Source organism: Arthrobacter sp. NtRootA1 (genome assembly GCF_019976975.1).
Lineage (GTDB): Bacteria > Actinomycetota > Actinomycetes > Actinomycetales > Micrococcaceae > Arthrobacter > Arthrobacter aromaticivorans.
Genome location: NZ_AP024630.1, coordinates 4,462,941 through 4,486,569, shown reverse-complemented (window position 1 = coordinate 4,486,569; position 23,629 = coordinate 4,462,941). Strand labels below are relative to the sequence as shown.

20 protein-coding genes are annotated in these 23,629 nt (G+C 62.2%); 10 read left to right on the top strand and 10 right to left on the bottom strand.

Going from position 1 to position 23,629, the window contains the following annotated elements; all coding sequences use genetic code 11:
- Window positions 1–87 precede the first annotated feature (87 nt).
- Window positions 88–561 carry an ATP-binding protein gene (locus tag LDN90_RS20380; protein ID WP_216926491.1) on the bottom strand — a complete coding sequence of 158 codons (474 nt, stop codon included), beginning with the start codon at window positions 559–561 and terminating at the stop codon, window positions 88–90.
- A 359-nt stretch (window positions 562–920) separates the two neighbouring features.
- Between LDN90_RS20380 and LDN90_RS20375 the strand changes: the two genes are divergently transcribed.
- A complete protein-coding gene (locus LDN90_RS20375; RefSeq protein WP_223946635.1) occupies window positions 921–1,367 on the top strand; it encodes a hypothetical protein in 447 nt (148 codons plus the stop codon).
- Window positions 1,368–1,405: 38 nt separating this feature from the next.
- Window positions 1,406–2,374: an IS3 family transposase gene (locus LDN90_RS20370; protein ID WP_223946634.1), complete on the top strand. Its 969-nt coding sequence runs from the start codon at window positions 1,406–1,408 to the stop codon at window positions 2,372–2,374.
- Window positions 2,375–2,433: 59 nt separating this feature from the next.
- Here the strand turns inward: LDN90_RS20370 and LDN90_RS20365 are convergent, their stop codons facing one another.
- From LDN90_RS20365 to LDN90_RS20350, 4 genes are read right to left on the bottom strand one after another with little or no spacing between them, the layout of a single operon-like run.
- Complete coding sequence (locus LDN90_RS20365) at window positions 2,434–3,246, bottom strand: bifunctional allantoicase/(S)-ureidoglycine aminohydrolase (protein ID WP_223946881.1); 813 nt, start codon at window positions 3,244–3,246, stop codon at window positions 2,434–2,436.
- A gap of 14 nt (window positions 3,247–3,260) precedes the next feature.
- A complete protein-coding gene (locus LDN90_RS20360; protein ID WP_216926489.1) occupies window positions 3,261–4,523 on the bottom strand; it encodes an aldolase in 1,263 nt (420 codons plus the stop codon).
- A 1-nt stretch (window position 4,524) separates the two neighbouring features.
- A complete protein-coding gene (aceB, locus tag LDN90_RS20355) occupies window positions 4,525–6,138 on the bottom strand; it encodes a malate synthase A (protein WP_223946880.1) in 1,614 nt (537 codons plus the stop codon).
- Window positions 6,139–6,157: 19 nt separating this feature from the next.
- On the bottom strand, window positions 6,158–7,558 hold the full coding sequence (locus tag LDN90_RS20350) for an NAD-dependent malic enzyme (protein WP_223946879.1): 1,401 nt from the start codon (window positions 7,556–7,558) through the stop codon (window positions 6,158–6,160).
- A gap of 221 nt (window positions 7,559–7,779) precedes the next feature.
- Between LDN90_RS20350 and LDN90_RS20345 the strand changes: the two genes are divergently transcribed.
- Entirely contained in the window at window positions 7,780–8,535 is a 756-nt protein-coding gene (locus tag LDN90_RS20345) for an IclR family transcriptional regulator (RefSeq protein ID WP_216926486.1), read from the top strand.
- A 72-nt stretch (window positions 8,536–8,607) separates the two neighbouring features.
- On the opposite strand, the gene LDN90_RS20340 is transcribed toward LDN90_RS20345, so the two are convergent.
- From LDN90_RS20340 to pucL, 3 genes are all read right to left on the bottom strand, one after another.
- Window positions 8,608–9,075, bottom strand: coding sequence for a DUF2867 domain-containing protein (locus LDN90_RS20340; RefSeq protein ID WP_223946878.1), 468 nt, complete (start codon window positions 9,073–9,075; stop codon window positions 8,608–8,610).
- Window positions 9,076–9,223: 148 nt separating this feature from the next.
- Window positions 9,224–10,732, bottom strand: coding sequence for a nucleobase:cation symporter-2 family protein (locus tag LDN90_RS20335; protein ID WP_223946877.1), 1,509 nt, complete (start codon window positions 10,730–10,732; stop codon window positions 9,224–9,226).
- Window positions 10,733–10,916: 184 nt separating this feature from the next.
- On the bottom strand, window positions 10,917–11,831 hold the full coding sequence (gene pucL, locus LDN90_RS20330) for a factor-independent urate hydroxylase (protein ID WP_223946876.1): 915 nt from the start codon (window positions 11,829–11,831) through the stop codon (window positions 10,917–10,919).
- 372 nt (window positions 11,832–12,203) lie between these two features.
- Between pucL and LDN90_RS20325 the strand changes: the two genes are divergently transcribed.
- Together LDN90_RS20325 and LDN90_RS20320 are read left to right on the top strand one after the other, a co-directional pair.
- Entirely contained in the window at window positions 12,204–12,380 is a 177-nt protein-coding gene (locus LDN90_RS20325; RefSeq protein ID WP_216926482.1) for a hypothetical protein, read from the top strand.
- A 180-nt stretch (window positions 12,381–12,560) separates the two neighbouring features.
- Complete coding sequence (locus LDN90_RS20320) at window positions 12,561–13,520, top strand: type IV toxin-antitoxin system AbiEi family antitoxin domain-containing protein (protein ID WP_223946875.1); 960 nt, start codon at window positions 12,561–12,563, stop codon at window positions 13,518–13,520.
- A gap of 80 nt (window positions 13,521–13,600) precedes the next feature.
- Here the strand turns inward: LDN90_RS20320 and LDN90_RS20315 are convergent, their stop codons facing one another.
- Window positions 13,601–14,944 (bottom strand): 8-oxoguanine deaminase, encoded by a 1,344-nt coding sequence (locus tag LDN90_RS20315; protein ID WP_223946874.1) that lies wholly within the window; start codon window positions 14,942–14,944, stop codon window positions 13,601–13,603.
- 400 nt (window positions 14,945–15,344) lie between these two features.
- Between LDN90_RS20315 and LDN90_RS20310 the strand changes: the two genes are divergently transcribed.
- The 5 genes from LDN90_RS20310 to LDN90_RS20290 all read left to right on the top strand — a co-directional run bounded on the left by LDN90_RS20310 (window position 15,345) and on the right by LDN90_RS20290 (window position 22,760).
- The gene (locus LDN90_RS20310) at window positions 15,345–15,839 is read left to right on the top strand and encodes a nucleoside deaminase (protein WP_223946873.1); all 495 of its coding nucleotides are present in this window, start codon (window positions 15,345–15,347) and stop codon (window positions 15,837–15,839) included.
- A gap of 6 nt (window positions 15,840–15,845) precedes the next feature.
- On the top strand, window positions 15,846–17,423 hold the full coding sequence (locus tag LDN90_RS20305) for an NCS2 family permease (protein ID WP_223946872.1): 1,578 nt from the start codon (window positions 15,846–15,848) through the stop codon (window positions 17,421–17,423).
- 330 nt (window positions 17,424–17,753) lie between these two features.
- Window positions 17,754–19,037 carry an XdhC/CoxI family protein gene (locus tag LDN90_RS20300; protein WP_216926477.1) on the top strand — a complete coding sequence of 428 codons (1,284 nt, stop codon included), beginning with the start codon at window positions 17,754–17,756 and terminating at the stop codon, window positions 19,035–19,037.
- The gene (locus tag LDN90_RS20295) at window positions 19,028–19,963 is read left to right on the top strand and encodes an FAD binding domain-containing protein (protein WP_223946871.1); all 936 of its coding nucleotides are present in this window, start codon (window positions 19,028–19,030) and stop codon (window positions 19,961–19,963) included. The genes LDN90_RS20300 and LDN90_RS20295 overlap by 10 nt, the downstream gene beginning before the upstream one ends.
- Window positions 19,953–22,760, top strand: a complete 2,808-nt coding sequence (locus LDN90_RS20290; RefSeq protein ID WP_223946870.1) for a molybdopterin cofactor-binding domain-containing protein — start codon at window positions 19,953–19,955, stop codon at window positions 22,758–22,760. The genes LDN90_RS20295 and LDN90_RS20290 overlap by 11 nt, the downstream gene beginning before the upstream one ends.
- Window positions 22,761–22,840: 80 nt before the next feature.
- Here the strand turns inward: LDN90_RS20290 and nboR are convergent, their stop codons facing one another.
- Entirely contained in the window at window positions 22,841–23,479 is a 639-nt protein-coding gene (gene nboR, locus LDN90_RS20285) for a nicotine blue oxidoreductase (protein WP_216926602.1), read from the bottom strand.
- Window positions 23,480–23,629: the final 150 nt, after the last annotated feature.

Below are 23,629 nucleotides of genomic sequence, written 5' to 3'. Positions count from 1 at the left end.
ATGTCAGGCTGAAAAGTAGCTACAGAATACGTCTGCGGACGCCACCGATCCATGGTTTTGGGGCCTGAAAAAGGTCCCAAATTGGACTCAATCCAGTGGCAGTGTGACCCTCACAGTGGTGCCCCGCCCAAGCTGGGAGTCGATCTCAACTGTCCCTCCGGCGTCGTGGACGGCAATGGACATGAGCAGCAGGCCGAAGCCATGGCGGCGGCCGCTGGGGGCGGCGTGGATTTCGAAACCTTTGCCGTTGTCCATGATCGTCAGTTGGATTCCATGGTAGACGGCGTTGAGGCGGATGGTCAGTTCACTTGCGTCGGCGTAGTTGAGGGTGTTGCTGAAAGTCTCCTGGGCTACGTGGTACAGCAGTGCGGCGGATGCGGACGAGATTTCGATGCCGTGGTGGGGTGTGCTCCAGTGGACGGTCACGCCTGAGCGTCGAAGCGGCGCAGCAAGCCTGTCGATGCATCCTGCGACACCCAGGGCGTGGAAATCCACGGGGTGCTGGTCCTGGATGATGCCCTTTACGGTGATCACCTCTGTTAGCGCTGCTGCCTGTTCCATTGGTCCCCCACATCATCGTGATTCTTGCTGGTTTGTTCGTTGCCGAAACCCTGATGGATTGATGGAATGAGGGCTCCGTCTGCTTCCAGCGTGGCGCGGCATCATCAAGGACTCTGTTTGTTTGGCTCAATTTCCCATCAAGTTTGTGCGGCGGCCTTGCGGAGGCGGCACACTTCATGCGGGGGGCCCGACGACGGCACGTACGCACCGCCGGGCATACACCGGAGGAGGTCCTCGTCGCCGCCGCTGAGTTCGCCGGAAACGCGCGAAATCGCCGGAAATCCCCTGTGTGTCAGGCTGTTGTGTGACAGTTTTGCTGTCCGTAGCGGCCTGACACACGGGGCGGGGAAAGGTCCGTCATGGATTTTGTTGTCCCCTTGCGTGCTTCGAAGCGGAGTCACTTCACTTTGGCCCAGAAACACATGATTCTGGATGAGTATGAGAAGTGTTTGGAGCGTGGATCAAAGATCGCGTTCTGCAGGGCTGTTGGTATCACCGATGGAACGATCCGGCTCTGGGGCAGGCAACGTGAGGCCGGGGAGTTGAGATCCCGGGCCATGACCGGAAAAGAGGACCAGCGTTTGAGAGAAGGAGACAGGCGGCTACTGAAGCAGGTCTTGAAGGAGAACGAGATCCTCAAGGCCAAGCTGGCCAAGTCCGAGGCCGCGGTGGACATCCTGGGAAAAGCTTCCGCGCTCTTGGATGCCATGGCCAGGAGCGCAGCGGCGACGGACCCCGAACTGAAGGATCCGGAGCCGCAGCGCCCGGACTGGTTGAACCCAAAATCTGGAAAGACATTGCCCTGACCTTTGTCGGGAATCTGGTCGCTGCTGGCTGGTCAGCTGTGAAGGCGTGCGCGGTTGTTGGGCTTCACCGCACCACGTGGTACCGGTATCTGAGCCCGCCGGCAGCGGCCGGGATCACTATCGCCCATGCCGACCGGGCGTATCCGAACCGGATTACCTCAGCCGAAGCTGAGGAGTTCATGACCGCTCTGAACTCCGAGGACTACGGAAACCTTTCGGTCACCCAGGCCTATTACCGGATGCTCGATACCGGACACTGCTCCTTCTCCATCGCAACAGCGCACCGTCTCGTTGCTGCGCGTGGACAGAACGGTGACCGGCGTGTTCAACGCGGAAACACCAGCCCGAAGCGGATCAAACCCGTCGTGGAAGCCACCGGCCCGAACCAGCTCTGGAGCTGGGATATCACCATGCTCCGCGGCCCGGGCAAACACACCTACAAGCTCTACGCGATCATCGATGCGTTCTCCCGCAAGGTCATCGCCCACCGCGTCGAACACCACGAGACCGCGGCCCTTGCCTCCACATTCATACGTGAGGCCGTGGACACGACTCACCAGCGGCCCTTGGTTCTGCACGCCGACAACGGAGCTCCCATGCGGGCCGGGACCACCGTGGACCTGGCCCGGGCGCTTGGCATCACCTTGTCCTACTCCAGGCCCCGGGTCTCGAACGACAACCCGTACTCCGAAGCGCTCTTCAAAACCGTCAAATACGACCTGGGATTCCCCCAACGGTTCCGGGACCTACAAGACGCCCGGGACTACATGGACCAGTTCTTTGCCGCTTACAACGCCCATCACAGGCACAGCGGCTTGAACTTCTACACCCCCGACACCGTCCACTACGGGCTGATCGAGCAGGCGCGCAGGCAACGACAACAAACCCTCGATGCCTGCTACGCCCGCAACCCGCACAGATACCACCGCAGACCCACCGCGCCAGGAATACCACCCACCGCCGGAATCAACCACAGAAAAACCACCCAGCTGTCACAAACAGCTTGATATATACCGAATCTCCAGACGAACTGGCAGCTTTCCGGCGATCTCGGCGCAGGCGCAGACTAGGTGAGCTTCACCTGGCGGTTCATGTCCTTGTACAGCAGGTACCGGAACTCTCCCGGGCCTCCCGCGTAGCAAGCTTGCGGGCAGAACGCGCGGAGCCACATGAAGTCGCCGGCTTCCACTTCCACCCAGTCGTTGTTGAGCAGGTACATGGCCTTGCCCTCCAGGACGTACAGGCCGTGCTCCATGACGTGGGTCTCCGGGAAGGGAATCACGCCGCCGGGTTGGAAAGTGACGATGTTGACCTGCATGTCGTGGGCGAGGTCGCTGGAGTCCGTGAAGCGCGTGGTTTTCCAGACGTCGTTCGTGTCCGGCATGGAGGTGGGCTCCACGTCCTTCTCGTTGGTGACGAAGGACTTTGCTTCGAAACCCTCCAGGCGTTCGTAGGCTTTGCGGATCCAGTGGAAGGAGACGATGTCGTCCGAGACGTTCTCCAGGCCCCACTCGGAACCGGCCGCGAGGTAGGCGTAGCCGCCTTCCTCAAGGTGGTGCAGTTCGCCGTCGAGCGTCAGGTTCACCTGCCCCTTGGTCACAAAGATGACGCCTTCAACGCCTGCTTCGAACTCGGCCTTGGGAGCCCCTCCGCCGGGGGCGATCTCCACGATCAACTGCGAGAACGTGGTGGCAAAGCCGGAGATCGGCCGCGCAATGATCCAGGAGCGTGTGTTGGAGAATCCAGGCAGGTTGCTGGTGACGATGTCCGTCATCACACCCTTGGGGATCACCGTGTACGCCTCGGTGACGATCGCCCGTTCCGTGGTGAGGTGGGTCTGCGGCGGCAGGCCGCCCTGGGGGTAGTAGTACTTACCCATGGGAATGCTCCTTATCAGTGGGACGTGGGTTGGGCGAGCCGCGGGTGCGCCAGTGCGGTCAGCTGTGAAAGTTCGACGCCGGCAAGCGCCTTGACCTCGTCGGTCCCCACTGCGCCGCACTGGACGCCCCGAAGAACGAAACCAGCGAGTGCACGGGCGGTGGCGGGCTCATCCATGACGCCGCCTTCGGTGCGCTCCACATAGTTCCGGAGGCGCAGCGCTGCGGCAGGCAGGCCTTCGCGGTAGAAAGCGTACGACGCCGAGAAACGGCTGGGGAGTTGGGCGGCGTGGAGATCCCAGCCCTGGTAGTAGCCGTTTTCCAGGGAGCGGCGTACCAGCCGGCCGTGGAGCTTCCAGGCGTCTTCAACTGCGTCGCCTACGGGAATGATGTTGGTGGAACCGTCAGAGAGGCGGATACCCGTTCCGGCGACAGCCAGCTGCATGACTTCCTTGGCGAAATCGGCAACCGGGTGCTCCATGGACTGGTACTCGGCCGAGATTCCCAATGAAGCGCTGTAGTCGTACGTCCCGTAGTGCAGGGCACTGATGCGGCCCGGGACAACGTGGGGGAGCTGCGCCACGGGGGAGGTTCCATCGGCGCCCAGAATGAGCTGCGGGGTTTCCACCTGCACCTCGAAACGGAGCCTGCCGGCGGGAAGTCCGTGGACTTCCTCGAGGCGGGACACTGCGAAGTCCATGGCCTGCACCTGGGCCACCGTGGTGACCTTCGGCAGGGTGAGGATCAGTCCAGCCGGGAGTTCCCCTGCGGCCGCGAGCGTGGAGACGAACAGGTCCAAAGTACGGAGTCCGCGGGCACGTGTGGCTGCTTCGAAGCACTTGAAGCGTATGCCGATGAACGGCGGAGCAGTTCCCGCTGCAACCGCAGCAGCAACAGCGTTGGCGGCAGCAACGGCGTCGGCGTCTTCTGCCTCGTCACCGCGGTCTCCGTAGCCGTCTTCGAAGTCCAAACGAAGGTCTTCGATCGGCTCAGCGGAAAGTTTCGCAGCGACCCGTGACGCAACAGCAGCAGCCAAATGAGGCTCCTGGCCCAACAGCTGGCCGAGCTTTTCCAGGCCACCGTGAGCTTCCGCCGTCGCGAGCGCCTGGGTACCCCAATCGGCCGCAAATGACGGTGTGAAGCGGTCCGCCGGGATGTAGACGGTGTGGATGGGCTGGCGTGAGCCGTCGTCGCCGGGGTAATTGCGGTCAAGCAACGTATCCGTGGCGGCGAGCTGGGACTCGATATGAGCCAGATCTGAGGAAGAGAATGAGCCCATCTCAGCCCACCAGTTCGTAGGCGGGTGTTGTCAGGAAGTCCGTGTAATCGTCGGAAAGACAGATGTCCTCGATCAGCTTGGAAGCCGGTTCGTAGTACTTGGTGAAGTTCTCGTCGCCGAACTCGATGCGCAGGCGCTCGGTTTCTTCGCCGAGGATTCGTGTGACGAGTTCGCGGGTGACGGTGTTGCCCGTGTCTGCGAGCACCGACTTGTTGCGAATCTGCTGCCACACCTGCGAGCGGGAGATTTCCGCGGTCGCGGCATCTTCCATGAGGTTGTGGATGGCAACTGCACCGCTGCCGGAGATCCAGACACCTGTATATGCGACGGCGACGTAGAGGTTCAGCCGAAGCCCGGCTTCCGTGACGGTGCCGCCAGCAGAGGCGACGTCGATCAGCTGCTCAGCCGTGACGTTCACCTCGGGGCGCTGTTTGTCCAGCTGGTTGGGCTTTCCGCCGTTGGCGGGGTCACCGAGGACCGAATCGAACACTTCGCGGCAGGTGGAAACGAGGTCCGGGTGCGCAACCCAGGAGCCGTCGAAGCCATCGTTTGCCTCGCGCGTCTTGTCGGCGCGGACCTTGTCGAAGGCCGCAGCGGTGACGTCGGGCTGCTTCCGGTTAGGGATGACGGCGGCCATGCCACCCATGGCGAAGGCGCCGCGCTTGTGGCAGGTCTTGACCAGGAGCTCGGTGTAGGCGCGCATGAACGGAGCCGTCATGGCAACGGTTGCGCGGTCCGGGAGGACGAACTCTTCGCCGGCATCACGGAAGTACTTGATGATGCTGAACAGGTAATCCCAGCGTCCGGCGTTCAGCCCCGAAGCGTGGTCACGCAGTTCGTAAAGGATCTCGTCCATTTCAAACGCGGCCGGGATGGTCTCGATGAGCACGGTGGCGCGGATGCTGCCCTGCGGGATGCCGAGGAAGTCCTGGGCGAAGACGAAGATATCGTTCCAGAGGCGGGCCTCCAGGTGGCTCTCCATCTTGGGCAGGTAATAGTAAGGGCCGTGGCCATTCAGGAGCAGCTGCTTGGCGATGTGGAAGAAGTGCAAACCAAAGTCCACCAGCGCGCCCACAGCAGGTTCGCCGTCGATCAGCAGGTGGTTCTCTTCCATGTGCCAGCCGCGCGGACGGGCAACAACAACGGCCAAAGGAGCGTCCGTGCGGAGACGGTACTCCTTGCCTTCCGGCGAGGTGTAGCTCAGGGTGCCCTGTGCTGCGTCGCGGAGGTTCAGGATCGCGTCAATGACGTTGGGCCAGGTGGGCGTGCTGGCATCTTCGAGGTCCGCGAGCCAGACCTTGGCGCCGGAATTGAGCGCGTTGATGGCCATCTTGGCCGGGGTTGCCGGGCCGGTCATCTCAACACGGCGGTCCTGCAAAGCTGCCGGTGCCTCGGCAACCTTCCAGTCGCCGTCGCGGATTTCCTGGGTCTCCGGGAGGAAGTCCAAGCGGCTGGTGTCCGCAACCTTCTGGCGCTTTACCTTCCGCGCGTCAAGGAGCTCGTTGCGGGTGCCGGCGAAACGCTTGTGCAGTTCCTCGATGAAACCAAGTGCCTTGGGGGTGAGGATTTCCTCGGCGCGATCAATCGGCCGGGGATCGGTGACTGTGATAGCCATGTGAGCGGATTCCTTTGTTCTAGAGTGCGCTGGCGGCGTTGGCGTGCGCAGCGTTGGCTACGGCAGTCGCTACATCGGCGGCAACATGGGGATCGAAGACGCTGGGGATAATGTAACTCGCGTTCAGCTCATCGTCAGCCACCCGGTTGGCAATTGCCTCGGCGGCGGCCACCAGCATGTTCGGCGTGATGTCGGATGCCCCGGCATCCAGCAGTCCGCGGAAGAAGCCGGGGAAGGCCAGCACGTTGTTGATCTGGTTCGGGAAGTCGCTGCGTCCCGTGGCGACAACGGCCGCGTGCTTGGAAGCGACGACGGGGTCGATTTCCGGCGTCGGGTTGGCCATGGCGAACACGATTGCATTCTCGGCCATGGAAGCAACCTGCTCCTCGCCGATCACGTGCGGGGCGCTGACTCCGATGAAGACGTCTGCACCCTTGAGGGCGTCGTGCAGGGTTCCGGAGAAGCCTTCTTCATTCGTGTTCGCGGCAATCCAGCTGCGGTGCTCGTCGTCGTACTTCTCGCCGGAGTGGATGGCGCCCGAGCGGCCAGCAGCGATGATGTGCTGCGCGCCCTGGGCCTTGAGGAGCTGGATGATGGCGGAACCGGCAGCGCCAACCCCTGAGACGACGATCTTGACCTCGGACAGCTTCTTGTCCACCACGCGCAGGGCGTTGACCAGCGCGGCCAGGGTCACGATCGCCGTGCCGTGCTGGTCGTCGTGGAACACCGGGATGTCCAGTTCTTCGCGAAGGCGGTTCTCGATCTCGAAGCAGCGCGGTGCGGCGATGTCTTCCAGGTTGATGCCGCCGTAGACCGGGGCCATGGCCTTGGCGATCATGATGATTTCTTCGGTGTCCTGCGTGTCCAGGCAGACCGGCCAGGCGTCCACGTTGGCGAACTGCTTGAACAGAGCGGCTTTGCCTTCCATGACGGGGAGGGCGGCGGCGGGGCCAATATTGCCCAGGCCCAGAACCGCAGAACCATCCGTGAGGACGGCGATGGTGTTGCGCTTGACCGTCAGGTTGCGGGCAGCGGCCGGGTCTTCTGCAATGGCCAGGCAAACACGCGCGACGCCGGGAGTGTAGGCGCGTGACAGATCGTCACGGTTGCGCAGGGCTACTTTGGGGACCACCTCGAGCTTGCCGCCGAGGTGCATGAGGAAGGTGCGGTCCGAGACGTGCTGGACGGTGACGCCGTCGAGGGCATTCAGGGCATCTTTGACACGTGCCGCGTGGGCGTCATCAGTGGTGTTGCAGGTGACGTCCACGACGATCGTCTCGTGGTGGGATTCCGTGACGTCCAGCGCGGTGATCGCTGCACCGGCTGCGCCGACGGCTGCTGCCAGTTCACTGGTAGCGGTGAAGCTCGACGGTGCGGCGACGCGCAGGGTGATCGAGTTTCCGGGGCTCGGATTCGCCATTGAAATTCCTCCTGTTAGGCCCGTTCCCGGGCCGCGGTTCCCAACTGAATGTTTTCGTATTATGGATATTATTATCTGCCAAGTGGAAATACAACCCCCTGCTCGGTCATCTTGCGTCTCGTCGCGCTCTCGGCTGGCGTGCTGTATCTTGGGTGTTCTAAGCAATTCTTTTCACGATGCGGATAAGAGTTGTCGGAATCTGAGTCATTGGAGACAAGGGAATGGCTGAAAAAGCCTCCGGAGGCGTGCAGTCCGTTGAGCGCGTCTTTGAACTGCTGGAACTGATCACGGATGCCGGTGGCGACGTCACTCTGAGCGAGCTGTCGTCGTCCACGGACCTGCCCTTGCCCACCATCCACCGCCTGCTGCGCACGCTCGTGGCATTGGGCTACATCCGCCAACTGCCCAACCGGCGCTACGCTTTGGGCCCGCGGCTCATCCGGCTTGGCGAAGGTGCCAGCAAGCAGCTCGGCGCCGTGGCGCGTCCGCAGCTGAAGACCCTCGTGGAACGACTCGGCGAAACTTCCAACATGGCGGTCTTGGACTCGGACATGGTCATTTACGTGGCCCAGGTCCCGTCCATGCACTCCATGCGCATGTTCACCGAGGTTGGCCGCCGCGCCCACACGCATGACACCGGCGTTGGCAAAGCGATCCTGGCGCAGCTCGACGACGAACAGGTCCGTGGCATTGTTGCCCGAACCGGCATGCCCACGCCCACGGCCAAAAGCATCGGCGATATCGACTCCCTGCTCGCGGACCTGAAGCTGATCCGCGAACGCGGCTACTCCATTGATGAGGAAGAGCAGGAGCTCGGCGTCCGTTGCTTCGCGATGGCCGTGCCCAATGCTCCCACTCCCACGGCTATCTCCGTTTCCGGGCCCATCACCCGTGTGGACCAGAGCTTTGCCGACCGTGCTGTGCCGATGCTGCGCGAGGCCGCCCTGGCGATCTCCGCGGAACTCAACCAGAACTAGGCTTTCTTCTCCGCACCTCGCGCCGAGTTGGCATTTGATGGCAGTGTTCCCAGCGAACACTGCCATCTTTTGTCATCTCGGCGCGGGTTTTGAGCGGGTTGCCTTCTTCAGCATCGAGTCCACCACGATTGGGTGAACCGGGCGCACTACGCTGAAGTACAGCTTGCCACGCCACCCTTTAAGCTCGACGGCGGTTGTCACCCTGATCAGCCGGGTCACCGCATCGATTCCAACGGCCACCGCGAAGTCCAAGTGCCTGTCACGGACAAAGATCAGGGCTTCCTCGCCCGACTGTTCGCTCACCGTGAAGGTGTTCTTAGGTGCTCTGGGTATGCCGATCAAGGGCACCAGCGCCTGCCTCAAGCCCATGGCCCAAGCAACCCATCGCGGAATCGACTGGATGGAGAACACTCGCTCCGCCCATTCCTTGGGATCCGTGCCCGCGGCTTCAGGGAGGGTGGCCAGGCAGACGTCCGCGTAGTCCGGCTCCGGTATCTTGCGGATTGCGAGGGAACGGAAGCAGGGGAGCTGTTCGGTCATGGGCTGATCCTACGGTGAGTGTCGCCCGGTGGTGAGCGCCGACGTCGTACATTCTGCGCGGGGAGGGCTTCTACGCGAGGCGACAAATGACGGCAGCGTCCCCCAAGGAAACGCTGCCGTCATCTGCCAACTTGAATGGGATCGGGAGCTAGTGCTCCGAGGCGCTGGAGGTCTTGAGCGGGACTTCCTTGCCGTCGGCGTCGATCAGCTTGCCGTTCTCGAAGCGGTCGCCCTCGCTCAGGCACTTGATGTCTTCCTCGCTGACGATGCGGTCCGTGCCAGCGACGAACACTGACTGGTTGTCCGTGTTGCCTGCCTTGAAGTGGTTGAACAGGACATTCAGCAAGATCGCCATGACCGCGGCGGAGCTGATGCCGGAGTGGAAGATCGTGGAGAACCAGGACGGGAACTGGTCGTAGAACTTCGGAGCGGCAATGGGGATCATGCCGAAACCGATCGAGGCGGCCACGATGATCAGGTTCATGTTGTTCTTGTACTCAACCTTGGCCAGGGTGCGGATGCCGCTGGCTGCCACCGTGCCGAAAAGCACGACGCCGGCACCGCCCAGGACAGGCGTCGGCACCGCTGCGACCACTCGTCCCAGGACTGGCAGGAGGCCGAGGACAACCAGGATGAGTCCACCAGCGCTCACCACGAAACGGCTCTTGATGCCTGTGATGGCCACGAGCCCAACGTTCTGGGCGAAGGCGCTCTGCGTGAAGGAGTTGAACAGCGGTGAGATGGCGCTGGAGAGCATGTCCGCGCGGAGGCCATCGCCGATGCGGCGGGAGTCAACCTTGGTATCGACGATCTCGCCCACTGCAATGATGTCTGCGGAGGTCTCGGTCAGTGTTACCAGGATGACGATGAGCATGGAAATGATTGCTGCGATTTCGAAGGTCGGAGCACCGAAAGCGAAGGGCGTGGGGAAGGCGACGATGTCGCCCTGGCCAACCTTTGAGAAGTCTGCCATTCCTGCAACGAACGCGATGATGGTGCCGATGACCATGGCCAGCAGGATGGAGAGCCGGGAGATGGCAGCATTGCCCACCTTGCTCAGAAGCAGGACGACGCCCATGGTTGCTGCGGCGAGGCCGATGCTTGCCATGCTGCCGTAGTTATCGGCCTTGGCGTTTCCACCCATGGCCCAGTTGGCTGCAACCGGCATGAGCGTCAGGCCAATGGTGGTGATGACAGTGCCCGTGACCACTGGCGGGAAGAACTTGATGATCTTGGAGAACAGGGGAGTGATGGCCAGGCCGATCAGGGAAGCCACGATGACCGAACCGAATACGGCTTGGATCCCCCCGCCGCCTTGGACGATCGCAACCATGGTTGAGACGCCGGCGAAGGAGACGCCCTGAACAAGCGGTAGCTGTGAGCCGAAGAACGGGATGCCCACCGTCTGGAGGATGGTGGCCAGGCCGCCAACGAACAGGCAGGCTGCGATGAGGAGGCCGATATCCTGCGAGGACATGCCTGCGGCGGCGCCGATGATCAGCGGCGGGGCAATGATGCCGCCATACATGGTGAGGACGTGCTGGAAGCCATACGCGAACGTGCTTCCGATGGAGAGGCGCTTGTCTTCGGGCCGTTCCGGCTTATGCGCCTGGGAGGGGGTGGTATCCGCAGAGCGGGATTTCTTCTTCGTGTTCATGGCAGACTTTCTGGGTTCATGGCAGACGTCTTCGTCTGGCTAACTGTGTCTGGCTAACAAAATCCGGGGTTTTTGGGGTTGGGGTTTGTGTGCAGGTCCGGCCTTGACGGGGCGCCGTTGGGGGACCTGCACACAAACTCTTGGTGGTGCGTTGTTAGGGGTGGTGCAGTGTTAGGGGCGGTGCTTAGCAGAAGCCGGCGATGCCGCTCCATGCAACAGGCGCGGCTGTTGTGTTGTCGCGCTGGACGGTTGCTTCGATGAGGCCGTACGGGCGGTCCGCGGCGAAGAAGACCTCGTTGGGGTTGTCCAGTCCGAACGGGCTCAGGTCAACCAGGAAGTGGTGCTTGTTGGGCATGGAGAACTTGATCTCGTCAACCTCGCTGTGTGCTTCGAGGACCTTCTTGCCCATGTCGAAGAGGGTCTGCTGCAGAGCGTGCGAGTAGTTCTCGGTGAAGCCTTCCAGAAGGAGGGCCTTGATGTCCTCGTAGCTCTTGTTGAAGTCGGTGGCTGCGGCGTCGAGGTTGGTGTTGTAGCGCCAGCGGGCCGAGACATCCGTTGCGAGGATGCGGTCCGTGGTTTCGGGCAGGGTGGTGTACTTGTCGCGCGGGTAGCCGACGAAGCCCGACTGGGTGGTCTTCAGGACGGTCAGGTCCTTGAGGCCGGAGATGATGTGCGTGGTTGCGCCATCACGGACGACGACGGCGGTACGAACCTCTTGTCCGTTGCGGACGAAGCTGTGATCGTGTCCCTCGCCGTGTGCCTGGATACGATCCCAGCTGTAGGCCTCGGCTTCCCAACGGCCACCGGTTACCCATTCGAACTCGCCGGTGAAGTGATCGGCGAGACGCAGCAGGAAGGACTCCGGTGAGCCGATGCCGTCACGGGCAAAAGCGTAGACAGTGTTCTTCTGGGTATCGGTGGCGACCACGTGGCCGTTGTCGCCTTCGAGGTGCGCAGCCTGGAAATCGCCGCGCAGTTGCGAGGTGACATTCAAATCTTCGATGTGGTGGCGGTCAGTATCCCGAGTGACCTTGACGACGCGGACTTCCGCTTTTCCGTACTGGTTTTCGCCGAGGACGATGTTGTTGCTCATGGTCATATCCCAACTTCTGTGAGGTGGAACCTACGTTCCATCAATGAAATTAAGCGCGTGTTTCCACCGCGTTTCTGGTGGAGCCGACCCAACAAAAAAGAGCCGGCATCCATTGATGCCAGCTCATTACGACCCTGCCTGCTGCTCTCAGGTTACGTGACGTACGCCACGAACTCATTCGAGAGTAGCGCATGATTTCGGCTTGTGTATATGGGTTTCCGGAGATCGTTATGAAGCAGCCAAATGTGACCGGAGCAACCGTTCTTCCCTTCTGGGCGGGTCTTGACGCCTGCTTCGGGGGTTGCTTATCCTTTTCACATAGCAAAAATCATTTTCCGAAATACGGAAACTTGCTTGCACTGGAAAGAGGAGGAACAGATGGACTCGAAGGATACGAACAACGTCGTGGAATTCCCGGCACCGGGTCAGGAGCTGTACCTGCCCTTCGGTGCAACAGATCCGGACTTCTACATTCCGGCCGACTGCGACCGCAATGCCGGCGGATTCTCCCGTTGGCTCCGAGCGCTCCCGGTCTTCGGCCGCCAGCGTCCCTAGGCCCCTGCGTCCACGGGGCGCGGCCCGCCCGGCCCCGCCCCGGCAGGCCCACATAGACGGCTCGCTGCAGACAAGACGGTAGGAGTCGTCTTGTCTGCAGCGAGCCCTCGAAACGGACTTTTTCCACATACGACCTGGCACCCCTGTCGCGAGGTCTAAGGCCTTGACAATGCTTGTGTCATGGCGAAAATGGCTGATCTCCCGGCGAGCATGGATCTGTGGCGAACATCCGAACTCAATGAAGCGGGGATTAACGCCCGGGACATAGCGGCCCTGGTGCGAACGGGTGAACTCGTAAGGCTCCGACGAGGGTGCTACATCCGTGGCAGCACCTGGTCGGCCCAGAAGCCCTGGGTACGCAGCCGTCAGTTGATTGCTTCCCACGCCCATGGAACGCTCACGACGTCGGGTGGTGGCTTGGTCTATAGCCACACCTCCGCTGCCCGTCTCCATCGGTTGTTCCTGTGGAATGTTGACGACCGCGTGCATATCACCCAGAAGGCGACACCATCGCCTGTTTCGCATGGCCGTGATGTTGTTCCCCATACTCGTGGGCTCGACGTTCAAGATGTAGTCGACGTGGACGGCATGCCCTGCACGTCCTTGGAGAGAACTGTCGTGGACTGCTGCCTCATGCTGAACTACCGGCAATCGTTGGTCCTCATGGATCATGCTCTCCGAAAAGGCGTGGACGTGGGCAAGCTGAGGGACATGTGCGCATCGCTGGCCGGGAGGAATGGAGTCCTCGCTTTGCGCCGCGCCCTTGAAAATGCCGACGCGCGCTCGGAGTCTCCAGGCGAAACGTTGACCCGGGAGCTACTCGCACGGTTGAAGATCGAACCACCCGAACTCCAAGTCGAAGTGTGGACGCGTGAGGGCCGGCATCGTCTTGACCTTGCCTGGCGCAATCAGAAGCTCGCCCTGGAGTTCGATGGCCGGATGAAGTACTTCGACTATGAGCCCACCGATGAGGTCATCTTCCAGGAGCGGCAGCGCGAGAAAGCCCTTACGGAGGAGGGTTGGACGTTCATTCGCATCAAGTGGCGGGATTTGTTTCAAGAGCAGGAGTTCAAGATTCGTGTGCTCCGAGCGCTCCGGCGATCCGACTCATCGCCGACTAGACGACTCCCTGCACGCTAGACGACTCCTACCGTCTAACGTGCAGGGGAGCATCGAAACGGGCGCTACCCCAACGGGCGCCACACCAACGAAGCCAGAACCTACCCCGCCACCAGCTTCCTCGCCGCAGCCGAGTGCTCAGCGATGAGGCCGGCGACGTCCAAACCGGGAATAGCTCCATCAATCACGCGCCAGGAACCACCCACCATGACCCGGTCTGCCCGGTCCGCCCCGCAGAGCAGCAGGGCGGCGACGGGGTCGTGGCTTCCGGAAAACCTCAACGAGTCAAGCTTGAACAGGGCAAGGTCTGCCTGAAGGCCCGGAGCCAACTGCCCGATGTCCGAGCGGCCAAGAACAGCGGCGGATCCACGCGTCGCCCAGCCGAGCGCACGGGAAACAGGAACCGAAGCACCGTATCGGAGTCGTTGCAGATATAGCGCCTGGCGGGCCTCGAGGATCATGTTGGAAGCATCGTTTGACGCCGAGCCGTCCACTCCCAGGCCCACTGGAACGCCAGCGGCTTCAAGTTCCAGCACTCGCGCTGTCCCGGATGCGAGGCGCATGTTGGAGGTTGGGCAATGCGCGACGGCGGTGCCAGCGGCTCCCAGCCTGGCGATCTCGTCGTCGTTGAAGTGGATGCCATGTCCAAGCCACGTGCGGGATCCCAACCAGCCAACTGACTCCAGGTAATCCACGGTCCGCAGCCCAAACATGGAGCGGCAGAAGTCTTCCTCGTCGATGGTCTCTGCGAGGTGTGTGTGCAGCCGGACGTCGTAGCGTTCAGCGAGGGCTGCGCTCTCGGCCATGATCTCCTTGGTCACTGAGAAGGGGGAGCAAGGCGCCAATGCGATCTGCACTGATGCCCCATCGCCGGCCTCGTGGTACTCACGAATCAGCCGTTCGCTGTCCGCAAGGATCACCTCGGGTGACTGGACCGTGGTCCGGGGCGGCAGCCCGCCGTCGTCCTCTCCCAACGTCATTGATCCGCGGGTGAGTGTTGCCCGCATGCCCATGGAGCGCACCGCGGCTACTTCGATATCGATGGCGTCTTCCATGCCGTCCGGGAAGAGATAGTGGTGGTCGGCGGCGGTGGTGCAGCCGGAAAGCAGCAGCTCGGCCAGTGCAACCTGCACCGCAAGTTCAAGGCTGCGAGGCGTCAACCGCGCCCACACGGGGTACAGGTTCTGCAGCCATGGGAAAAGCGGAGCGTTGGCCACCGGACCCCAGGCGCGGGTCAGCGTTTGGTAGAAGTGGTGGTGGGTGTTGATGAGCCCGGGCAGAACCACGTGGTCGGAGGCATCAAAGACGGAACACGGCAACGAAGGCTGCCCGCCCGTAGGCACGAGCTCCACGATTTTCCCGTCGGAGACCACCAGGCCGTTACCGGCGTCGAGGTCGTTTGCGGTGAAGATACCCAGCGGGTTCTTGATCCAAAGAGGGGTCATGACAGGTTCCTTGTCTGGTCGGCGTGCACGCGTTCCAGCTCAGTTAGGCCCTGTCTGCTGATCCAGGAGCCGGAGGCCAATAAAGTGCGTCCGGTCCGAAAAGCCTAAAATGCCCGACGTCGGCCGTCAACGTTCGCGGGCGACCCTCGGTCACATACGGCTGCCACTAAAAAATCTCGTATGACGAAATTAAATTTTCAAAAAACTATGGCGCGGCTCACAAACGTGGTGCTACGCTCTAACTGCCAAAGGCGGGCACCCGGACCTCGGGAAGCTATCTACCAGGCGCAACTTAACCTTCATCGCACATGCTGAAGCCTGGTAACCAAGCTAACTGAGCTCCGCTCCGTAGCGCCCCCAACAGGTCACCTGGCTTCCTCAGCACTAAGGAAGTCGCAACATGAGTACAACCGTCACGGCCGAGCAATTCCTGGCCACATCCATTGAGCTGGCAACAGCCAATGTCCTCAACAGTGGAGGCCCCTTCGGCGCCGTCATTGTTACCGCGGACGGACAAGCCTTCCAAGGCGTCAACCGCGTCACCGCCACGAACGATCCCACCGCACACGCAGAAGTCACGGCCATCCGTAACGCCTGCCGCGAGCTGGGGACCTTCGATCTGAGCGGAGCAACCCTCTACACCAGTTGCGAGCCATGCCCCATGTGCCTGGCTTCCGCACTCTGGGCACGCATTGACCGCGTGTTCTTTGCCGCAGACCGTCATGACGCCGCGTCCGTGGGCTTCGATGATGCCGTCTTCTACGAGTACTTCGAGAACGACAACCGGGACGCGCTGATGCCGGTAGCCAAGCTGGAACTGGGCGACCCCCAGGCTCCGGCGGCCCTCCAGCCGTTCACCACATGGAACACGCTTGATTCCAGGATCGACTACTAGGGCCCGGTGGCTGACATGACAATCCTGGATCCCGCAGAAATGCAGACCGCAGCTGAAAAGCAGGCTGCGCTCCTCCCCAACGGAGGCAAGAGCGCAGAGCCCACAGCGGCAAACGCAAAGCACACGGCAACCGGCAACAGCAAGCCGCCGGTGTCGAACTCCTTCCTGGATAAGTTCTTCCAGATCACCAAGCGTGGTTCCACGCTCGCCCGGGAATTCCGCGGCGGCCTGGTCACGTTCTTCACCATGGCGTACATCGTCATCCTCAACCCGCTCATCCTGGGCGGCTTCTCGGCAGACAACGCCCCGGTGGATGTGGCGGGCGGCTGGCTCTCCGCAGCACAGGTAGGTGCAGTGACTGGCCTGACCGCTGGCGTCATGACCATCGTCTTCGGACTCGTCGCCAACCTTCCCTTCGGCCTCGCGGCCGGCCTGGGCATCAATTCCTTCCTCGCCGTCGCTGTCATCCAGGAAGTCACATGGCCAGAAGCCATGGGCCTGGTGGTCATCAACGGCATCCTGATCGTCCTCTTCGGCGCCACCGGTGCCCGCACGGCGATCTTCAAGGCAGTCCCCAAGGAACTCAAGGCCGCGATCACCGTTGGCATCGGCCTGTTCATCGCCTTTATCGGCTTCGTCGACTCCGGCTTTGTCCGCCCCACCAAGGGCGGGCCGCCGGTCCAGCTCGGCACGGATGGTTCCATCACCTCCATCCCAACCCTCGTCTTCATCATCGGGTTGCTGGTCATGGGTATCCTCGTGGCACGCAAGATCCAAGGCGGCCTGTTGATTGGCATCGTCGCCACAACAGTCCTCGCAGCTGTAGCCGAGGCCGTGTTCCACATTGGTCCAGGCAGCGCCGACAACCCCGGCGGTTGGCACCTCAACGTGCCAATCCTGTCCAGCCAGCTGGTGTCCGTCCCGGATCTCAGCCTGGTAGGCCAGTTCGACCTCTTTGGTTCGTTCGCCAGGATCGGCGGATTGGCTGCGACCATGTTGGTCTTCACCCTGGTGTTCACCAACTTCTTCGACGCCATGGGCACCATGACTGGCCTGGCCAAGAGCGCAGGTGTTGCACACAAGGACGGTACGTTCCCCAAGCTGAAATCAGCCTTCATCGTTGAAGGCATGGGCGCGGTGGTAGGTGGCGCAACGTCCGGTTCCTCCAACACCGTGTACATCGACTCCGCAGCAGGAATCGGCGAGGGCGCCCGGACGGGGCTGGCCTCCGTTATCACTGGCCTGCTATTCCTGGGTTCAATGTTCTTCACGCCGCTCACCTCGGTTGTCCCGCTGGAAGTGGCTGCATCAGCACTGGTGGTGGTGGGCGCGATGATGATGGCGCAAATCCGCGAGATCAAGTTCACCAAGTTCGCTATCGCGTTGCCAGCGTTCCTCACCATTGTGACGATGCCGCTGACCTACTCCATCGCCAATGGCATCGGAGTCGGCTTCATCTCCTTCGCGGTGATCAGCGCGGCGTCGGGCAAGGCCAAGAAAGTCCATCCGCTCATGTGGGTGGTCACCGCGGGCTTCATCATCTACTTCGCCCGTGGCCCGATCAACGCCTTGATGGGCGTCTAGCCCGGTGCCCCACCCCGCGCCGGCGGGCCCATATCCGGCACTTCGAACGGCGGTCCATCCGCACCCACCGCGCGAATAGGCGTCCACCGTCGTGGTCCTTTGGGAACAGGCACGACGGCGGGCGGCGGTCCTGTTGATTCAGGAACGGGTGCTGTTGCTCCGCTACGGAGTGGGGCAGGGAGATGAAGCCCTGCCCCACTCCTGTGAACTCCTATTCAATAGCCGCGACTACCCCTCAAGACCTTCTGGAAATGAGATTATGAGGGCAAGATCGCGCACTGCTCCGGCCGGGCCACCTGGCCGGGACACCTGGAAAAAGGACGTGTTGCCATGCTGGATCTGATGCCTTCGCTGGGCAGCTGGCGGCCTGCGGTCTCTGGCCAACGATGCGCTGTGGCCACGATTGTAGGGACCGGCGGCTCAGTGCCGCGACCCATGGGGACTTCCATGATGGTCTCCGAAAACGGCGAAATCCTGGGCAGCTTGTCCGGCGGTTGCGTGGAAGGGGCCGTCGTTGAGGCAGCCCTGGAAGCCATGCGCGACGGCGGCCCACGCCTTGAGTCTTTTGGCTACAGTGCCGAGGACGCGTTCGCCGTCGGACTCACCTGTGGAGGAGAACTGGAAGTCCATATCCAGCCACTGGGTAGCGAGTCCGGCGAAATGGCCCTCTTCGATATCGCTATATCAAACGAACCCACGGCCCGGGCGCTCATCCGCAGGCTCGGTGGCGGCGGGGGAGTGGTGGTCGTCGATGATCCTGTTCGGTTCCGCGCCATGGAATCAACCCAACTGGCCCGGTTGGTGGACGATCATCCCGCCACCCTGATGGCTGCCGCGGCCCAGATTGAGCCGCTGCTCCAAGGCGGACGCACGGGTTTGGTCCGCCTGGCAGCACCCGAGGGCTGCATCGATGGCTGGGTGACCGCTGAGAGGTTGGCGGCTCCTCCCCGTGAAGAGGAAGAACCGCAGCCCATCACCTTGTTCGTGGAAAGCCGCTTGCCGGCTGCGCGGATGCTGATTTTCGGAGCCAACGACTTCGGCGCCGCGTTGCTCCCCGCCGGACAGTTGCTTGGCTACAACGTCACCCTGTGCGATGCACGCGCTGCGTTCGCCCAGCAGACCCGCTTCGCCGGTGCGGACCAAGTGGTCACCGACTGGCCGCACCGCTACCTGGAAGCCGAAGCAGCGGCCGGACGGATCGACGCCCGGACCGTGGTGTGCGTCCTGACCCACGATCCAAAGTTCGACATTCCCCTGCTTGAAACAGCTCTTCGCCTAAACCTGGCTTACGTCGGCGCAATGGGCTCGCGTCGTAGCCACCGGCAACGGGTTGAGGCCCTGCTCGAAGCAGGCACGCCTGCCGAAGCACTGGGACGGCTCCATTCCCCGATCGGATTGGACCTTGGTGCAGTGACACCAGCCGAAGTCGCAGTCTCCATCACGGCAGAGATTATCGCCGAACGCGGAGCTCGCGACCACAAAGTCACCATCCACAAAGCCACCGGTCACAAAACCACCAGTCGCGCAGCCACAGGCTTCCCCTCGCTGAAGGACAGCACGGGCCCGATTCACCCAGCACCTCAACACCTCACTCAGGAGGACCCATGGACATGAACACCATCGAGGCCGTGGTTCCCACCACGGATCCCTCTCAATGGCGCGATGGCGATGCCTGGCTCGCCGGAGGAACCGTCCTCTTCTCCTACGGAAGCACCGTGCTCAAGCGTCTCCTTGATTTGGGCCAGGCGGGTTGGCCAGCCATTACTGTCACCGATCAAGGCATTGAGCTCGCAGCAACTTGCACCGTTGCCGAGCTCTACGCATTACCGGCGTCCGCGGAAATAGCCAACCACGAGTGGCCCGCCTTGGCATTGATTCGTCCTTGCTGCGACTCCTTCGTGGCATCCTTCAAGATCTGGAACATGTCCACGGTGGGCGGCAACCTCTGCACGTCCTTGCCCGCTGGCCCCATGATTTCCTTGTCTGCCGGACTCGATGCCATGGCATCCATCCAGAGCCCGGATGGCAGCAGCCGCAGCCTGCCTGTGTCCGACTTCGTTACCGGGGATATGCAGAATGTCCTGGCCTCCGGGGAATTGCTCCGCAGCATTCACCTCCCCGCTGAGGCGCTCTCGGCACGGGTGGCTTTCAGGCGCTTGTCGTTGAGCAATCTGGGACGCTCCGGCGTGCTGCTCATCGGACGCCTCGACGCCGAGGGCGGCTTGGTCATCACCGTCACCGCCTCCACCAAAAGGCCCGTCCAACTACGGTTCCCCGCCGGGCAGGTTCCCGACGCCGGGATGCTGGCAGACGCCGTCGGGGATTCCATTCCCTGGCCGCTGTACCACGATGACATCCATGGGCTTCCCGCATGGCGCCGCGATATGACGTTCAAGCTGGCGGAGGAAATCCGGGCCGAGCTACTGGGCGAGTCGATGGTCGTGTCAGGCGATTTCTGGCCGCCGCACGCCACCTCACCGCAACCATCCACGCAACGCGCAAACAACAACCCGCAGAAGGAGGCCCCCCATGGCAATTGAGATCAACGGCGCTGCCTCTGAGGCCACACCCCGCCCCGGCCAATGCCTGCGCACTTTCCTACGGGAACAGGGAAACTTCGGCGTTAAGAAGGGCTGCGACGGCGGTGACTGCGGCGCGTGCACTGTGCACGTCGACGGCACCCCCGTCCACAGCTGCATCTATCCGGCGGTTCGCGCCGATGGCAAAGCGGTCACCACGATCGAAGGCCTCTCCAACGGAGAAAGCCTTCACCCTGTGCAGGAGCAGTTCCTTGAAGCCCAGGGGTTCCAATGCGGTTTCTGCACCGCTGGAATGGTCATGACGGCAGCCACTTTTGACGACGAGCAACGTGCCAACCTGCCCCGCAATCTCAAGGGCAATCTGTGCCGTTGCACCGGCTACCGCTCCATCGCTGACGCTGTTTGCGGTCATGATGGCGGGCACGCGCACGACGCCGGAGCCGACGTTTCCGGGGCCAAGTCGCCTGCCGCTGTGGAAGCCACGCCCGGCCAGCTTGGGGACAATGTGCCCGCACCCGCAGGCCAAGCCGTGGTTACCGGAACTGCCCGGTACACCCTGGATGTCCCGGGCGAGCAGCTTCCCGGACTACTGCACCTCAAGCTCCTGCGTTCGCCGCATCCACACGCCCGGATCGTGTCCATTGACAAGACTGCGGCTCTGGCAGTTCCTGGCGTCGTCGCCGTATTTACGCACGAAGATGGACCAGCGCAGTTGTTCTCCACTGCCCAGCACGAACACTTCACGGACGATCCCGACGACACCCGTGTGCTGGACAACGTGGTGCGCTTCATCGGCCAGCGCGTTGCCGCAGTCGTGGCGGAGTCCGTTGGCGCTGCCGAGGCCGGAACCCGGGCGCTTGCTGTGGAGTACGAACTTCTGGAGCCAGTATTCACGCCTCAGGAGGCAATTCTTCCTGGCGCTCCCGCAATTCATGGGGACAAGGACGGGGCCTACTCCCGGATTTCCCGGCCATTGGAAAATGTGGTGGCCGAGGTCCACGCCGAGCTGGGCAGCGTGGCCGACGGCTTCGCGGCAGCCGACTTCATCCATGAGCACACGTACAAGACGCAAAGGGTTCAGCACGTTGCAATGGAAACCCACGCGTCCATCGCGTGGCTGGATGAGGAAGGCAGACTGGTTGTCCGTTCCTCCACGCAGGTTCCCTTCCTGGTAAAGCGCACATTGGCGAGGTTGTTCAATCTGCCGGAGGAGACGGTCCGCGTGGTGGCTGGCCGCGTTGGGGGTGGGTTTGGCGGGAAACAGGAGGTCCTCACCGAGGATCTGGTCGCCTTGGCGGCCCTCACGCTCAAGCGGCCGGTCCAGGTGGAGTTCACCCGGACTGAGCAGTTCATGGCCGCCACCACGAGGCACCCCTTCACCATTAATCTCAAGGCTGGGGCCAGCCGGGACGGATACCTGACCGCGCTTCAACTGGATGTCATCACCAACACCGGAGCTTACGGAAACCATGCGCCCGGTGTGATGTTCCATGGTTGTGGGGAATCGTTGGCTGTCTATAAATGCGGCAACAAGAAAGTGGACGCGAAGGCCGTCTACACCAACACCGTTCCCGCCGGAGCCTTCCGCGGGTATGGGCTGAGCCAGATGATCTTCGCGATCGAGTCTGCCATCGACGAACTTGCCATCGGTATTGGCATGGATCCCTTGGAGTTCCGGCTCAGGAACATGGTCCGGCCGGGTGACCACATGTTGTCTACTACGCCCGAGCCCGAGGAAGACGTCCACTACGGTAGTTACGGTCTGGACCAGTGCGTGGCCTTGGTTCGGGATGCCCTGGACCGTGGCAAGGAGCGCTACCGTGCCGCCGGGCTGGACGACCTCGGACCTGATTGGGTGGTCGGAGAAGGTTCTGCCCTGTCCATGATCGATACCGTCCCGCCGCGAGGCCACTTCGCCCACACGAGGGTGAGCCTGGAAGCGGACGGAAGGTTCGCCGTCGATGTCGGTACTGCGGAGTTCGGGAACGGCACCACAACCGTTCATGCGCAACTGGCTGCGACGGCGCTGGCAACGGCCGCCTCAAAAATTACCGTCCGTCAGTCAGATACGGACCTCGTGGAGCACGATACGGGCGCGTTCGGCTCGGCCGGCACCGTGGTGGCCGGCAAGGCCACGCTCGGTGCGGCCCTTGAGCTCGCAACAAGGATCCAGACCGTTGCGGCTTCATTGACGGGCGCTGCATTAACGGATTGCCGTTTGGTGGACGGAGCTGTCGAGTGCGGGGACCGTGTGGTTCCGCTCAAGGAGATTTTCGATGCCGCCCGTCTCCAAGGCGTTCGCCTCGCCACCGATGGCAACTGGGGAGGAACGCCGCGGTCAGTGGCATTCAATGTGCACGGTTTCCGGGTTGCCGTTAATACGGGAACGGGTGAGCTGCGGATCCTGCAGAGCGTGCAGGCAGCAGATGCCGGCGTTGTGGTGAACCCGCGGCAGTGCCGTGGGCAGATCGAAGGCGGCATCGCACAGGCGCTGGGTGCGGTGCTGTATGAGGAAGTGAAAGTGGACGACGCCGGACACGTCACCACCGATATCCTCCGGCAGTATCACATTCCGTCATTCGCGGACGTGCCGCGGAGCGAGGTCTATTTCGCAACAACCAATGACAGCACCGGTCCCCTCGGCGCCAAGTCCATGAGCGAGAGCCCGTTCAACCCCGTGGCACCCGCGTTGGCCAATGCCATCCGCAACGCCACCGGAATCCGTTTCGGCGAACTGCCCATCGCCCGCGACAAAATCTACCTGGCCCTCTGTGACCGCACGCTGATACCCAACTGAGTCGCATTTGTGCGCGTTTTGAGCCTTCTAAACGCGCACAAATGCGACTTACTTGGGTGACATCCGGGCGCGTGGGGTTGTCAGTCCTCCAGAAGGTGCAGCTGGTCCTTCGTATCCAGGTCTTCGCCGGAGCAAAGGTCACTGCAATCCACCAGGTCCACCAAACCTGGATGCGCCTTGAGGAAAGATCGCGCCCCCGTGTCACCATTCGCGGCTTCCGCCGCTTGGGATCGGAGCCCGACGTCGATAATCACCGGGTGCCGACGCTTAAGGCGGCCTGACTCGTCAGGGTATGCGGCCGCCGTGACCCGACCCGGACGGTGGCTGCCCAGCAACCTGCTGACCGCCGTCGGGGTTAACCCGGGCTGATCCACCAGAGCCACCATGATGCTGTGTCCCGGTGAGGCTGCCTCGATTCCTGCACGGAAAGAGCCGGCCATGCCCTTAGCCCAATTTTCGTTCTCGACCACCTTGTACGTCCGTAGATCCGTGGTGCTTCGAACGCGGTCCGCCTCGGCCCCAACCACCACCACGACCTCCCGGCAGCCGCCGTCGAACAGCGTATCGGCGAGCACCTCAACCAGCGTGCGGCCGCGGTAGGGGAGCAGCGCTTTGGGCCCGCGGCCCAAGCGAGTGCCAGCCCCCGCAGCAAGCAGGACACCCGTGGTGGGCGCCACGCCGGATCCAGTCATATCCTCACGATACGCGCGGGCATGCACGCGGTCTGTAGCCTCCTCGGAGCTTTCCGGGACATCTACCAAAATCGGTTGCAAACTACTCCTCAGTAGGTCTGTTGGTAGGTTCCGACGGCCATTATTGTCGGTAGGGAATTGTTGAAATCAGCTCTAATGCAATGATGCGTGGAGGAA